This window comes from Halobacteriovorax sp. (assembly GCF_041587335.1).
Lineage (GTDB): Bacteria > Bdellovibrionota > Bacteriovoracia > Bacteriovoracales > Bacteriovoracaceae > Halobacteriovorax.
The window spans coordinates 14,284-29,842 of the sequence record NZ_JBFGYP010000007.1 but is presented as its reverse complement, the minus strand read 5'-3'; the positions used below and the strand labels follow the sequence as shown (position 1 = coordinate 29,842).

Genomic DNA, 15,559 nt, shown 5'->3' with positions numbered 1-15,559 from the left:
TTTATATTCTATTCTTCTAAAAATCTTTCAGCTCTAATCGCGGCTTGGCAACCACTTCCAGCAGCACTAATTGCTTGTCTGTAGTAGCTATCTTGAACATCACCACAAGCAAATACACCTGGTACATTTGTATCTGGGTGTTCACCTTTAGTTATGATAAATCCATGTTCGTCAGTATCAATCTGTCCATTTAGGAAACCTGTGTTTGGCGTATGACCAATTCCCATAAATAATCCATTTGTTGGACGCTCAGTAACTTCACCTGTTTCAGTATTTGTTACTTTGATAGATGTAACACCTGTAGCATCAGCAATAATTTCTGATACAGCGCTATTCCATACAAATTCAATCTTTTCATTATTAAAAGCACGTTCTTGCATAGGCTTTGAGGCCCTTAGTGAGTCTCTTCTATGAACAACATAAACTTTCTTTGCAAACTTAGTTAGAAATGTTGCTTCTTCCATGGCCGTGTCTCCACCACCAACAATGTGTACAATTTGATCTCTGTAGAAGAAACCATCACATGTTGCACATGCACTAACACCCTTACCAATAAGTTCTTTTTCATTTGGAAGCCCTAAGTACTTTGCACTTGCTCCAGTTGAAATAATAACTGACTCTGCCATCATTTCATCACCGTTTTCACAAGTGATTTTAAATGGTCTCTTACTTAAATCAACAGCAGTCACATGAGTTTGTAGGTACTCAGTACCAAATCTCAGTGTTTGCTTTTTCATGTTTGCCATTAACTCTGGACCCATGATTCCCTCAGGGAAACCTGGAAAGTTATCAACGTCAGTTGTTGTTGTTAATTGACCACCTGGCTCATGCCCTTCAATAACTAGAGGGTTTAAATTTGCTCTAGAAGCATAAAGTGCAGCAGTGTATCCAGCAGGGCCCGATCCAATAATTACAACTTTTCTAGTATTCATTCTTTTGATTCCTCAATGTCTTTTATAATATGCTCTGGTCTGTCATCGTTTTCTGGATTTAATTCGTAGTAAGCAGCTACAGAGATTAGCTCTTCTGGATTTTTCGCTTTCTTAGTTGTCTTGTACGTTTCACCTGTTAGTGTGCAATCGTAACGAAAGATCTCTTTCTTCTTTTTTCTGGCCACGTAGTCCTTCCTTATTTTGTATTTCCAATCTGTTATAAGGCAAATACACCTACATTTCAAGTTTTGCGCGATGTGTCTCAAGCGAATTCGGCCAATTTTGCCAAAATTTGAGAAAAAAGGTCGTAGCGTGTTAAAATATTACAGTATTTTAATCTTTAAATGGAATTGAAGATGGTTCAAATGACGCTTAAGTCTTTTATTGAAAAGCTCATTTTTATAAGCTTTCTGCTTACTAATTGTTATGCCCAGTCTATGGACTCTGTCGAAGTCATTCTTGCTAGTTCGTCAGGGCAAAGTGCTATTCTTTCTGTTGGTAGGTTACATGGTGTCAAAGAAGGGATGCACGCCATTTTTATGGTTAACTCCGGCGACTTAGACTATCCAAAATTAGAGAAAGTTGCTGAGGGGGAATTGATTCGCTCTTTGGATAATCATTCCTATTGGTTCTTCAAAACATTAGTTAACCCTGCACGTATTAAGTCTAAGCAAAAACTCATTTATAAAACAAAGCATGACTCACTTTTGGGAGTTAGGCCTTTTAAAACACTTAGTAGGAAAAGAATCTTCACAGATACTACTAAGAATGAAGATATCGATTTTGAAAATGAAGTTGGTGTTCCTCCATCACTTATTGTTGAAGGTGATGAATATGTTAAGTCAAAAGAGCTATTAGGAACAAACATGACCCACGGTCATGATATTGAAATACAAGAGTTTGACCTTTGGGCAAAAAGAAATGGAATGACTAAGATTGATGACTTTATGCGAAGCTTTGAGAGTCAGTACATAGACGAAAATTTTAAAGAAAAAAGCTTACATAAAGACGAAGTCGGAAAAATTAAAAGTAACATTTACCGCGCTCAAATAGACGGATTCATTTCAAAGGTTAATAAGCTGAAGTATGGGCTTAAAGGTTTTTACCGTGACCAGAAAAAAGATAACGATAACTCATTCTTAAAAGATCGTAATGATATTCTAAATGTATATGAACAATCACGTGAAGAAATTAAGCGAAAAAGAATTCTAGGTTTAGAAAGCAGTAATAAGGTCCGTCGTGATGGAGATCTTTGGTCTGCTGATTTTGATGATGAAGCACTTAGAAACTATATGTTAAAAAGTGGAATTGAAGAAGAAGAGATTAGGCAATATAAAACGTTAACTGAAAAAACAGGTAATGAGATAACGTTCAGAATTAGCTCTTCAGTTAATAATCATTCTACAGATGAAGATGATAATCATAGAAATAACGGTTACTCAGTAGCTGTAGGGTATGAATATCACCTGATGAGAACGTCACCTACTTTATTGAAATATGCTATCGAAGTCTATGCACAAAGATCCATTGAAAATATTGACCTTGGTGGGATCAACGGAAGATTCTCTATGGGTTCTTTTGGTGGACAGTTTTTATATTACTTTTACAACAATCCAGCGATTTTAAATCAATGGGCATGGTCTGTAGGGATTGGTGCTAGACGTGGTAATGCTGATGTGACTTCTATTGAATTATCGGATTCATATGAGTTTCAAGTAGTAGGACTACCTACATGGTCTATTGGAACTAAATATAGATTTAAGACTGGAGATTCATTTGATGATGACATCCCAGTTGGTGCAGGTTTTAACCTAAGACTCTCTGGTGAGAGAATGAGTTTAAGTTCTGTATCTACAAACGTAGACGATATTAATACTACTATTTTATTAAATGACATAAAGCTTACTGTTGGACTAAGTGTTTATTTTTGAGGTTTAAATGAAAAGAATATTAACAATTTTACTATGTCTTCTTTCTCTCGAATCATTCTCTTTAGAAATTGATGAGAAGTTAACGATTCGAATACTTGGACTTTCTGGATCTAAGAAGACTCTCTTGGCCAATAGAGGACTCGAAGATGGATTAGTTGTTGGTGATCATGCAAAGTTCTTCTTAACGACTGGAGTTATTGCTCGAGCCGTAGTTATTAAAGCATCTCCCGGTAGATCTATATGGTCTATTTATAGAATTATTGATGCTGATAAAATAAGTACAGATAGAGTTGTAAATATTAAGATTTCTTCAGCTGTAAAGTTAACTGAAGATCCATCTAGGGCCATTAGAGCGGATGATATGAGTGGAACAATTCCTGTTATGTCTCGTGGTGGAAAAATGTCAGAACCACTTCCAGAGGTTACTGTTGAAGAGAGAAGTGAGCTTGATGGTATGATGAATGATGAACAGTCTCCTGTAATAGTAGGTAGTTCTTCATCTAATAAAACATTAGAAGTATTTAGTGTTCTTTCATTAAATTCTCTTTCAGGTTCATATGAACAAGGAGAGAGTTCGGGTGACTCTTCTGTAGGTAATATTGATTTCTCTGTTGGTTTTGAGAAATACTTTTCTACTAAAGGATCATTCTTAGAAAATATTTCTATATTTGGACTGATTAGTAAACGTAACTCACAATCGGGAGTTGAAATCACTACAACAAGTGATTGGACTGAGTATGGTGTAGGGGCCAATTGGCACTTTTATAACCCACCTCTTTCTAATAATCGCCCAATTGGTTTTGTCACTGTTGCCGGTGGTGTCGGTACTGCAACAATGGAAACTGAAGTCGCGTCGACTACAACAACTTCTTCAGATCCTTTAAGTGGTTCAAGTAACTTCTTACTTGTTGGTGCTGGAGGGAAATACTATCTTAGAAATGGATTTGGTGCACGTGTAACTCTTGATTACTTTAGCTCAGGTTCAACTTTTGAATTTGATGATAGTGATGAGAACTTAACCTTATCCCTCACTGGAATAAGGTTTAGAGTAGGTCTTTCATATAGATTTTAAATTGTATGTTTCGTGAAGTATTCTTCTAAAACTTGGGAGAATTCTTCACTATGTGCTCTTCTAAACTCTAAATCCTCGTAAGTTCTTGGTAGTTCATTTTTGATTATCTTAGCTATAATTTCTTTGGTTAGTTTTGGTTTGTAGAAAAAATTATACTGACACTTTACTCTTAAGGGAATCTTTGTTTTGTTTGGATTGTAACAGATCTTTTGTTTCTTTATAATTTCTCTAGTAATATCTTGGGCCATAGTTCTAAAGGTTGTGTACTTACCACCGACAATCACATACATATTTGACAGTGGAGAGTAGACCTTATGTTCTCTCGCTGTCTTACCTCTATTGTTGGCACCATCTTCTTTTACAAGAGGTCTAATACCTGAGAACTTATCGGTTATATGACTTTCGTTTATTTCACTTGTAGGAAAGAACTCTTTTAAATTATCTAGTAAGTAATCAATTTCTTTTTGTGAAGGTGTTAAGTCAAAGTAGTCTCCCTCGGCCTTTTCTTCAGTCGTTCCAATTAGAACTCTATCGTGATGTGGAATGACAAAGATTACTCTACCGTCGTTTGGTGTTAGAAGGACAGGATGTTCTAGTGGGAAGTCTGATCTTTTAATCCAGATATGACTTCCTTTTGATGGAAGAAGCTTATCTGTCCATTCAATTTGAGTAATATTCTTTTTAATAAACTTATCAGTAAAAGGACCTGTGGCTATTACTAAGTTGTCGCAAGTGATGTCTTTATTATCGCTTGTCAGTTCATCTGTAATTCGTAGGTGATATAATCCCTTAGAATCCTTTTCTATGTTTGATGCATTTGTATAGTTTAAAGCTCTCGCATTAGGGTTCTCTAATGCATCCATGATTACTTCTAATCCAAGTTTACCGTCATCAACTATCGCATCTGAGTAGATACCAGCACCGCTAAGTTTCTCTTTCTTAATATGTATAATTTCTTTTAGCGTTGTTTCGTGATCTGCAAAGCCGCGTGATGCATTTTCAAAATTTGACAAGAAATCGTATAAGAATATTCCCATCCTTATCATCCATAAAGGTCTAAGAGAGTCTTTATAAACGGGAAGGTAAAACATTTCTTCCTTACAAAGGTGTGGTGCAAGTTTTAACCATAAGTTTTTCTCTGCAAGGGCTTCATGAACTAGTGCAAAGTCAAAGTTTTCTAGGTAGCGAATTCCACCGTGAAGCATTTTAGAACTTTTATTAGATGTTTGACTTGAGAAGTCTTTTTTTTCTATCAATAGAGAGTCTACACCGTGGAGAGATAAGTCTCTAAGAATTCCTGCTCCAACTATACCACCACCAATTATAACTGTATTAAAATGCTTCTTAGGCAGCTCTAATAGGGGTGAGGTACTATGTATTAATTGTTGTCTATTATCCACACTGCACTTCCTGAGCAACTAATTTTATATTTACTACCGTCTGAAAGCGGTGTTATCTGATAGTTTATTCCAACAATGGCATTTGCATTTTTCTTTATGCAGATAGGTTTTAACTTTTCACTTAGGTCATTATATATGGCCGATTGTGTAACTTTTAAATCAAGATCAATTTCTTGTTCAGATTCTTTTTGTTCATCATCTACATGCCCCTTGGCCATCCTCTCATGATACTCAGATAGCTCTTGGTCATTGGTAAGCTCTTCTTCATCTACTATGACAAAGTCAGAAACAATCCCTAGATACTCAATAATTTTATAGTTTTCAAGAGTAGGGGTTGTTGAAATAATAATGGCCTCAAGATCTACTTTAGATTTATCAATTCTAGTTGTTTCATTTCTATTTTGATTAATTCTTGCTTTTGATACTAGGCCAACACTGTCTGACTCATACGACTTAGATGGATGTAGTTCATCTGATAGACCCATTTGAATATCAAGGTTAAACCGTCTGAACTTATGAGTTAGGTATATTGCTGCATACTCTGATATTTGAGAGATCAGTAAGCTTCCACCTTCAAGAGATTGTTTCATCGCGGACTCTGTTTCAGGTGTGACGAGGTCATGTTCATTCAAAATGATCATGATATCTTCTACATCTTCTTCAAATTTTATATTTCGAAGAATGATACTAAAGGGAGGATTTCCCCCTGAAGAGATCTTTCCATATGTGATATTTTTTGCAAAAGATTTAACGTCTTCAAATTTTTCAGACTTATCTATATACTTTGGTGTTTGTGGTGTCTGCTCTATTTCGACAGGTTCTGGTGGTAGGTCTTCCTCTTGCGGGGCTTCAAACAATTCCTCAGGCTCATCGAAAAGATTTTCCTCCTCTTCGTGAACATCATTGTCGTCACCTTGATCTTCTTGCTCATCTGAAAAATCTATTTCTGAGTCAAAGTCATCCATTGAGTCAAAGTCGTTAGATTCATCTTCATCTCCATCTTCTGACAGGCTGAACTCTGTTTCAGTTTCGGTCTCTTCATCATCGCTATTATTGAAATCTAGGCCTGTATCAAAGTCATCACCTTCATTAGTCCCAAAGTCTGGAAGGTCTTCTTCTGGGCCCTCGGTATTATCTTCTTCCTGAGATTCAAAGCTAAGTTCATCATCTTCTTCTAATTGATCCTCATCATTTGAAAAATTGAAGTCTGTTTCTGTACCTACATCTTCTTGATTGCTGAAGAGATCTTCATTTGAATCATTTTCTTCTTCGTCTTCATTGTCGTCGATAGAAAATAGGGTATCTTCATCGTCATCAAGATCGTCTAGTCCTGGTAAGTCACTTGTTGATGGAGGCTCATCTTCAGAGCTCAGTGCTGCGTCTACATCTGGGTCATCTTGATGGAGGAACTCTGAGAGATCCTCAATTCTTGTCATATCTGATTTTTCACCAATTTCGTCTTCATCGCTCATGTAAATATACCTAAATTACTAAATTTAATTATATTTATTATATCAGATTATTTGGTTTCGTGAGTAAGGAAAAGTCGGCCCTACGAGGAAGTAGGGCCGGGCATTTAAGTGTTAAGCACCGTGACAGTGTTTGAATTTCTTTCCTGATCCACAAGGACAAGGATCATTGCGGCCAACTTTCTGGTTTCTTCTAGCAATTGGAGCACTCTGTGCTTGTTCTTGCTCTTCGGCCTTCGCTTGTGCTCTTTTAGCAGCTTCTAGTTGCTCTTCAAGCATTGCTTGTTGACGCTTTTTGATCTCCTCAATTTCTTCAGGAGTATAGAGTTTAACTCTAAAAATATTTTCTACAACAGCTTTTTTTACTTCCATCCTCATATTTTCAAAAAGGTTGAACGATTCCCTCTTGTATTCTGTTAGAGGGTTCTTTTGAGCGTATGCTCTAAGGTTAATCCCTTCTTTAACATTATCCATTGAGAGTAGGTGGTCTTTCCAGTGTTGATCAAAGATTGTTAGTAGAATCTCACGCGTTGCAAGTCTTACTTGATCTTCATCGTATTGACTGAAGTTCTTTGCAAGAAGCTCTTTAGCAATTGATTCAAAGTATTTCTCAATTGATCCATCGTGCTTCTTGTAGCACTCATCTACATTTACTTCATAGTCAGAGTTAAATGTGTTCTTGAATCCCTTGGCCATATCTTCCCAAGGCCAAACATCAATCTGTACTTTTCTCTCAGGTCTATATGTCTCTACTAAGATGTCCGCTACATCCTCAATCATATCGTTGATGAAGCCGACATTGTCATTATCTGATAGAATGTCTTTTCTAATTCTATAGATAACTCTTCTTTGCTCATTCATAACATTATCGTATTCAAGAAGGTGCTTTCTAATTTCAAAGTTATGTGTCTCAACCTTCTTTTGAGCTTTAGCGATAGCATTAGATATCATCTTATGCTCTATAGGCTCATCTTCCTCCATTCCAAGAGTATTCATGAAACCTCTGATTTTATCAGAGCCAAATATTCTCATTAAATCATCTTCTAGAGATAGGAAGAACTTAGAACGACCTGGATCACCTTGACGACCAGATCTACCTCTAAGCTGATTATCAATTCTTCTAGACTCATGTCTTTCTGTACAAAGAATATAAAGTCCACCAGCTGCTTTTGTTTCAGGTGTTAGCTTAATATCCGTTCCACGTCCTGCCATATTTGTTGCAATTGTTATTGCTCCTGGCATACCTGCATTCTTGATAATTTCAGCTTCCTTACCGTGCTGTTTTGCATTTAAGACATTGTGAGGAATATTTGCTTTAGTAAGTGCTTCACCTAGCTCTATTGAACTATCGATTGAAATTGTACCAACAAGAATTGGTTGTCCTTTGGCATTTAAATCTTTTATTAGTTGAATAATAGCTTTAGTCTTAGCGGCTTTTGATTTGTAGATTACATCAGCTTCATCAATTCTTGCGATTGGAACATTTGTTGGAATAACAACAACATCAAGATTATAAATTTTAGAAAATTCCTCTGCCTCTGTATCTGCTGTACCAGTCATACCTGCTAGAGTGCTGTATAGTCTAAAATAGTTTTGGAAGGTAATTGAAGCTAGAGTCTGGTTTTCAGACTTAATTTCTACACCTTCTTTTGCTTCTACTGATTGATGTAAACCATCAGACCATCTAGATCCTTCTTTCAATCTACCAGTAAACTCATCTACGATAATAATCTGTCCCTCTTTTACTACGTAGTCGACGTCTACCTTAAAGAGGTTATGTGCTTTTAGTGCCTGGTTTAAATGGTGAAGCATTTCAGAGTGCTCAACATCGTAGAGATTTTCAATTTTTAATAGCTTCTGAACTTCAAGGACACCGTCTTCTGTAAAAATGGCCGTCTTTGATTTTTCTTCTATTGTGAAGTGAGTTTCTACTTTTAATTTAGGTATAACCTCATTTGCAACATGGTAAAGATCTGTTCGTCCTTCACTTGGTCCTGAAATAAGTAGTGGAGTTCTCGCTTCATCAATTAAGATTGAATCGACTTCATCCACGATACAATAGTGGTGTCCTCTTTGGACGTAGTCCTCAAGGTCAAACTTCATATTATCTCTAAGGTAATCGAAGGCAAATTCGTTATTTGTACCGTAGGTAATATCAGACTGGTAAGCAGCTTTTCTGTCTTCGTCGTCCATATCTGAAATGATACAACCTACAGTTAGACCTAACCAATTAAATAGTACGCCCATTTCCTCAGCATCTCTAGAAGCAAGGTAGTCGTTCACTGTAATAATGTGAGCGCCTTTTCCTTCAAGAGCAATAAGGTAGAGTGGGAGAGTTGAACATAGTGTCTTACCTTCACCTGTTTTCATCTCAGCAATTGTATTCTTTGTAAGAACTACACCACCCATCATCTGGACATCATAGTGTCTCATGTTTAGAACTCTAACAGAGGCTTCCCTAACAGTTGCAAAAACCTCAGGGATTAATTGCTCTCTAGTTGCTCCATTTTTGATCATTTCTTTGAGCTTTGGAGTTTGGGCCTTGAGCTCTTCATCACTCATAGACTTCATTTTCTCTTCAAGTTCATTAATCTTTTGAACATAAGGTTTCAGGTTTTTTAAATCCCTTGAATTCTTAGTCCCAAATATTGTTTTTATTGGGTTAAACATTAGTATATTTCTCCTCTAAAATTAATCTAAGATATAATAAAATGGGTCAACGGGAGTACCGTTCACTCGTATTTCATAGTGAAGGTGGGGACCTGTTGAATGGCCTGTGTTCCCAACCTTCGCTATCATTTGGCCTCTTTTTATCAATTGGCCTTTCTTTGCTATCACTTGTGAATTATGAGCATAGACTGACTCTAATCCATAACCATGGTCCACTTGTACAAAGTAACCAAAGCCTGCTTTTTTTCCTGAAAATGTAATTCTTCCATCTGCAGATGCTAATACTGGAGTGCCAGTAGGGGCCCCAACGTCTATTCCCTCATGCATTTTTAATCTCTTAGAATATGGAGATATTCTCGGTCCATAGTAAGATGTAATCCAGCCTTTTGTAGGCAATAGTGTAGGCGTAGAGCGCATAAAACTTTCTCGGTCCAGTAAGTACTGATCAAGATCGTGAATATTCACCTCTAGGTCTTTTACATAATCTTTTAATATATTAAATTTATAATCGAAATCTGCAAAATTTTCAGCAAGTGTAAAACTTTGCTTAGTAAGGTTAGACCACTCTTTAGTGAAAGCGTATCCAGTTTGTAGTCCAAAGTTTGTTGCAATCTTTTGTTCATATAAGTTTTTGAGCTCTATAAACTTCTCGGTATTGTCACCATCTTTCAACTTATCTCTAATTGTGTCGTTTCCCTCAAAGAATGACTGTACCTTATCTGTTTTTGCATCATGCTCATGACTATGATCTTCTAGTACCTGAGAGTTTTCAGTAGGCTTAATTGCAGGTCTCGTAAGGTCTATTTTTTCAAAGCCAGATATTACTCTTAGCTTCTTTTCAAAAGTTTCAATTCTTTCAATATCCTCAGTCAGGGTATTGATCTTCATTTGAAAGAGTTGGATCTGTTCTTTTAGCTGTCTATTCTCTAGAGTAAGGTGTTTATTTTGGTGAACTTGCCTAAGGATTTTCCAGTAGTCATAAGAAAGGATACCTAAAACAAATATTGCTAGTACAAAGAGAAAAACGATTGCGTGGAAAGCAAGCCTAGGTATTCGAAAAGACTTAACGCCTTTTTCCCTCTCAGGTACAACCATGACTGTGAAATATCTATCCAAGTACTGCTCCATGTAGTTGGCTAATTCATAAATTAATTACCAATTCTAAGACTCCAGTAACTTTATGGCAAATAACTGTTCATTATATATTTAAATTTATTAGATATGGTTGCGGCGTGTTATTTTTTTTGTTTGTTTGAATTGTGTCATTATTGCCATTGTTACTTTTATTTTCGTTCTATTTAACCTATGAAGAGACAGATAAAAGGAGTCCATATGAAGAGTTTACTAATTTTAATGATTTTTACAGTTTCTTTCTCTGTTTCGGCCCGAGATGTTCTTGATCGTTGTCGCGATGCAGCTCTCGCTACTGGATATGTTCATGAGAATATTCTAAGTGCTACAGTTGATACGGCAAAACTAGATAAAGAAGACCAAGAGATCTTTTGGATTCTTTTAACTGATGAAGTTCTATCGGTAGTTAAGCACTACCCAGCAACATATAGTTTAGGTGACTACTTTCCTGCGGATACTTACTTAAAGTTTACTTTTAAGTTGCTTAGAAGCAGAGACGGCGTTGAAAATACTCGTTTAGAAGATAAGCAGAGAAGCTTAATTTACTATATGGATGTAATTGAAGGTGTTAAGGTAGATTGCTCTTACGCAATTTAATTTGAGCAGTGGGAGGAGTTCTCCTCCCTGCTTTATCAAGATCTATAGTTAGAAGCAACTTCCTGGGTGAGATCTTACGGCTTTAGTTACAGAGTTTTTAAATGTTTCATTCGAGTATGAAGGAATTGTTAACGTTAAAGTAGTTATTAAAGACTCTTCACATCTATCTCTTCTCATTAGTTTAATTCCTCTTCCTGAAAAGGTTCTCTTTACTATTTTCTTTGTTACCTTAGCGTCAGCATAAACAGCTTCATTGTTAAAGGTTTCTCGTAGGTTAGATAGTTGATTTGAACAGTTACTTCTTGATGTGGAAGTATTCTTTAGATAGTCTTTGGAGACGGAACCTAAGGACTCAAGCCCAGATACTTTAATTTTTATGTTTCCAAACAAACTACAGTCTGAATCTTTTAGTTCAATATCGTATGCTGACACTGATAGTGAAATAAAAAATAGTATTCCAAGTGTTATCGATTTCATCATTTCTCCTGACCTGTACGTATAATTTATTTAAATTGTTCTCGTTTTAGTATTGATAGTTCTTTACGTCAATGGAGATGATAGTTTCTAATGATTGAGAGCATCTAGGTATAGTGATGCTCTCTTATATGATTTTTAGCTGTTACGTAAGTTGTATATTTCTTCTCTCCATTGTCTTTTGGACAACTAGAGCTCCGATAATGTCGCCCTCGACGTTTACAGCTGTTCTAAAGGTATCTAGTGGCTTTTCAATAACAAGAAGAATACCAATCGCTTCGAGAGGAATCCCTGCTGCTAGAAGTACCATCTGCATTCCAGACATTGAGCCACTTGGCATCCCTGGAGCTCCCACACTGGAAATCATACTCATAAAGAATATAGCAAAGATAGTAAAAGTCGTTAGCTCAATACCATAAAGGTGAGCTAGAAAGATTGCGGCTATCCCTTCAAAAAGAGCTGTCCCATCCATATTCATTGTAGCGCCAAGTGGGAATACAAATCCACTTACTGCTTTTGAAACACCAAGCTCTTCTTCACATGTTTTCATTGTAACTGGTAGAGTTGCTGAAGATGAACTTGTTCCTAGAGCGATAAGTAAAGGGTTAGCAATCTTTCTAAAAAGAGTAATAGGATTAATACCACCAAAAAGCTTAGCGATTATAGGCAGAACAATCACTCCATGAACTAAAGTTGCTCCTAGTACAACTGCAGCAAATGCGAAAAGTTGAGAAAAGAGATCTCCTGTTACTTTTAATTTGAAATCAAAGACAATAGCAAAAATCCCCACTGGGCTCAATAGTATGAACCATCCTAGAATGGTTGTGAGTATTTTGTTGATATCCTCAATTAAGAGAAAGAGCTGACTGTCAGTCCTAAGTGAGGTTACCATGGCCAGACCTATCAGTAGGGCCGCTGTAACCAGACCAAGAATATTGTTAGTCACTAATGACTCAAAAGGATTAACTAAAGATGTTTTAAGGATCTTATGTACAACAGTGATGACTGAATTATCTTTGGCATCGATCATCTTGTTTGGTTTCTTATAGCTAAAATCACTTCCTATAGAGTCACTCTTTTGTACATTTACTCTTACTGTTGAATTTTTCCACGGGTGGATAAAGAAGACGACTGTTAGTCCAATGAGGATCGCGATTAGAGTTGTTGATACATAATAAGTAACAGCGATTCCTCCGAGTTGTTTTAGTTTCCAGGCCTCTTTTATTCCAGCTAATCCGCCGAGGAGAGAGAAGAAAATGAGGGGAGCAACCATCATCTTTAATGACTGAATAAAGATATCTTTTATTAGGAGTATAAATTTATAGAATTCTGGAGTTTGATCAGTTGTTACCCAAGATGGGTCTCCAAACATCGAAGCACTTACATAGCCAAAGACACCAAAGAGTGCAACCCAGACGGCTAGGTTTAATTTTATTTTCTTCACTAACTTTCCTTAACTGAATTTATTGAATGTATCTATTATACTTCAATACGACCCTTAGTTCCATGGATAATTCGGTTCGTCTAATTACGGTGCATATCTGTTTAGGTCTAGAACTCCTGCTCTAAATTTTTGATTTTTTAAATACTCTTGATTAATCCAATCGCTATATTTCCAAAAGTTTGAATTAGTTCGTCTCACTCCATATTTTGCAATAAATTGTGTGTACTCTAATGGAGAAGTTATGTTGGCCATATCTTCCATAAATTGGTGAATGTTATCCTTTGAAAGGTTAATGAAAAGGTTAGGGTAAGAGCCTTCAACCCCTTTTATTAGAGTTAGAGTATCATTTTCCTGATCGAGAGAGTCTCTCGTACTTGCATCATTTAGAAAGAAACTCACAAACTTGTACTCTTTGTTATGAACTATGGTGTAGAGCTCGTCCTCAACTTTTAAAAGAGTGATTTCTGGGAAATAGCTTAAGAACTTCCCTTTGAATCTATCGAGCTTTTTAAGTCTTGTATCAAAGGACTGCTTAGTTGATTTAACTGCTCTTTTTGTACGATTTCTAAAATAGGTATGTAATTCATCTAAAGGGTCTTTAGTTTTAAAGCCTGTTACGTAATTAATATTAAGCCATTGGCTTGGATCTTTAATAAAGAGCTTTACATGGTTTCTGTTACCCCCGTACCACTTCTTATGGAGTAACTTTCTGTTTTCTACTGGTAAGAATGATAAGAATAAGTTCTCACCTTCCATCCTTAAAAAATCCATATAAAGACGAGTTTTAAGTTGATGAGCAACGTTTCCATAGACGTTAAAGCCAGCAACCAGTAGGTAGTGAATTCTTTCTAGAATAGGGTAGTCAATCACCCACGTTGTTTCTGGAGTAATCCCATGAAGACCTTCTCTAACTGAAGCACTATCTAAATGTCTAAATATTGTAAGAGCAGCATTTGGATTATGGCCGTCACCGTCCCAAATAATCTTTTGAGCTTCACTTATATTTGATTTCTTTGCGTTTTTAAAGTGTTGGTTTCTAGCACTTAAAAATGTTTTTTGTTTTTTCCAAAAGTCAGACCAGATAGAAAGAAACTCAATCTCACTTTCTTCTGAGGCAGGAAGTTCTAGTAGGTTCTTATATTTATCTATGAATGCATCACTATTTGTATCAATCTTTGAATCTGGGTCTGCAAAGTAAACCCAAAATCTATCTTCAATTACGTTAAGAGCAATCTGTCCTCTACATACAGGACCTTTAATAAAGCCTTCGATGAAAAAACGTGAGTTATCTAGTAGAAAGCTATATTTAGACTTAATAGGGATGTCTTTAAATGCAATAAATGGATTAGATGCCACCTCAGGTTCATAAGAAGGGAGAGTATTTACTTTAAAATCTACCTTATAGAAAAGATCTTCATACCTTTTAAATGTTTGGTGAGAAAGCTTGTAAAGATTATGTGACTTGGCCACAATCGTGGGTCTGTAAAGTTTGAAGCGGTAGTAGAATTCTCCTTTTGGATCATCGTAAGGCCTAAGAGCATCGATTTCATTGGGCTCACCACTTTTATTTCTAGCTCGTACTAATCTATAAAAAGTTCGAGAGTGGTCAGTGTTAAAGTTTATATGCGCTAGAAATAAATGTTCATAAATATAGCGAGCTATTAGTTTAGACTTTTTACTCTTTTCATTAAACTTACTTTCAAATATTTCTATTAACTTTTTTGTTTTATCATTTTGATCTTTGTCGTCATTGCCTTTTGAGCCTTGGGCTATCCAATGACTTAATATTGTAAATTCTTTATGGGTCAGGTTTGGTAGAGCAAAAGGCATCCCTAGGTTACTGTGCTCTTCAACATACTCTTCGAAGTTTTCAATCTTTGCGCAATACTGGCGACGATTTAGTGAAGTGTCTATTTCTTTAGAAATAAGACCTGCTCTAGGTTGTGGGAACATTTCTTTTAATTGAATGATTTTATATATTAGTGAGTTCTCCAAGTTTTCTTGAGGTGTTGTACTTGTATCACTAATAACTGGGTGAAAGTCTTTACTTCTCCACTCCGATACAGATTTTGCATCCACGTTAAGCCTTGTAGGCTTCATCGATAGAATCCTTGAGCCGTCATATACTCTTTCAGGATTGGCACCTCTTTTTATACCATCAATACTTGAAAGCTTTAGTTGGCATGGAGCATCGTAACAACCATGACATACCACGCATCTATTATCTAAGATAGGCCTAACCTTGTCTTTATAGCTTATGGGTCCAATAGGCAGGGATGCCAGAGAATCAGCTCGAATAACTTCATTATTTGTAATAACGAATTGTTCCTTATTCGAAAGTGAGCACGATATTGTTAAAAATAAAATTGTGAATAATTGTAGTAGTAATTTCATGCTGAAATTATAGATTAAAATTACAGCATGTAAATTGATTTGAAC

General features: G+C 36.1%; 12 protein-coding genes. 3 read left to right on the top strand and 9 right to left on the bottom strand.

Annotation, left to right across the window (positions count from 1 at the left end; translation table 11 throughout):
* Window positions 1-8 precede the first annotated feature (8 nt).
* Both trxB and ABX784_RS02225 read right to left on the bottom strand, forming a co-directional pair.
* Window positions 9-932, bottom strand: a complete 924-nt coding sequence (trxB, locus tag ABX784_RS02230; protein WP_372652055.1) for a thioredoxin-disulfide reductase — start codon at window positions 930-932, stop codon at window positions 9-11.
* The gene (locus tag ABX784_RS02225; protein ID WP_372652053.1) at window positions 929-1,117 is read right to left on the bottom strand and encodes a hypothetical protein; all 189 of its coding nucleotides are present in this window, start codon (window positions 1,115-1,117) and stop codon (window positions 929-931) included. Before ABX784_RS02225 ends, trxB begins: the two co-directional genes overlap by 4 nt.
* Before the next feature lie 171 nt (window positions 1,118-1,288).
* Between ABX784_RS02225 and ABX784_RS02220 the strand changes: the two genes are divergently transcribed.
* A complete protein-coding gene (locus ABX784_RS02220; protein WP_372652051.1) occupies window positions 1,289-2,863 on the top strand; it encodes a hypothetical protein in 1,575 nt (524 codons plus the stop codon).
* 7 nt (window positions 2,864-2,870) lie between these two features.
* On the top strand, window positions 2,871-3,935 hold the full coding sequence (locus ABX784_RS02215) for a hypothetical protein (protein WP_372652049.1): 1,065 nt from the start codon (window positions 2,871-2,873) through the stop codon (window positions 3,933-3,935).
* On the opposite strand, the gene ABX784_RS02210 is transcribed toward ABX784_RS02215, so the two are convergent.
* From ABX784_RS02210 to ABX784_RS02195, 4 genes are all read right to left on the bottom strand, one after another.
* Window positions 3,932-5,335, bottom strand: coding sequence for a glycerol-3-phosphate dehydrogenase/oxidase (locus ABX784_RS02210; RefSeq protein WP_372652047.1), 1,404 nt, complete (start codon window positions 5,333-5,335; stop codon window positions 3,932-3,934). The two genes, ABX784_RS02215 and ABX784_RS02210, sit on opposite strands and share 4 nt — an antisense overlap.
* Window positions 5,314-6,807 (bottom strand): hypothetical protein, encoded by a 1,494-nt coding sequence (locus tag ABX784_RS02205; RefSeq protein WP_372652045.1) that lies wholly within the window; start codon window positions 6,805-6,807, stop codon window positions 5,314-5,316. Before ABX784_RS02205 ends, ABX784_RS02210 begins: the two co-directional genes overlap by 22 nt.
* Window positions 6,808-6,918: 111 nt before the next feature.
* Window positions 6,919-9,474, bottom strand: a complete 2,556-nt coding sequence (secA, locus tag ABX784_RS02200) for a preprotein translocase subunit SecA (protein WP_372652043.1) — start codon at window positions 9,472-9,474, stop codon at window positions 6,919-6,921.
* A 21-nt stretch (window positions 9,475-9,495) separates the two neighbouring features.
* Window positions 9,496-10,590, bottom strand: a complete 1,095-nt coding sequence (locus tag ABX784_RS02195; protein WP_372652041.1) for a M23 family metallopeptidase — start codon at window positions 10,588-10,590, stop codon at window positions 9,496-9,498.
* Between the two features lie 216 nt (window positions 10,591-10,806).
* Here ABX784_RS02195 and ABX784_RS02190 point away from each other — a divergent pair, with 216 nt between their 5' ends.
* On the top strand, window positions 10,807-11,202 hold the full coding sequence (locus tag ABX784_RS02190; RefSeq protein WP_372652039.1) for a hypothetical protein: 396 nt from the start codon (window positions 10,807-10,809) through the stop codon (window positions 11,200-11,202).
* 48 nt (window positions 11,203-11,250) lie between these two features.
* Here ABX784_RS02190 and ABX784_RS02185 read toward each other — a convergent pair whose 3' ends face one another.
* The 3 genes from ABX784_RS02185 to ABX784_RS02175 form a co-directional block, all read right to left on the bottom strand.
* On the bottom strand, window positions 11,251-11,679 hold the full coding sequence (locus ABX784_RS02185; protein WP_372652037.1) for a hypothetical protein: 429 nt from the start codon (window positions 11,677-11,679) through the stop codon (window positions 11,251-11,253).
* A gap of 142 nt (window positions 11,680-11,821) precedes the next feature.
* Window positions 11,822-13,120, bottom strand: coding sequence for a dicarboxylate/amino acid:cation symporter (locus ABX784_RS02180; RefSeq protein ID WP_372652035.1), 1,299 nt, complete (start codon window positions 13,118-13,120; stop codon window positions 11,822-11,824).
* 84 nt (window positions 13,121-13,204) lie between these two features.
* Complete coding sequence (locus tag ABX784_RS02175) at window positions 13,205-15,514, bottom strand: fatty acid cis/trans isomerase (RefSeq protein ID WP_372652033.1); 2,310 nt, start codon at window positions 15,512-15,514, stop codon at window positions 13,205-13,207.
* Between the last annotated feature and the right edge of the window lie 45 nt (window positions 15,515-15,559).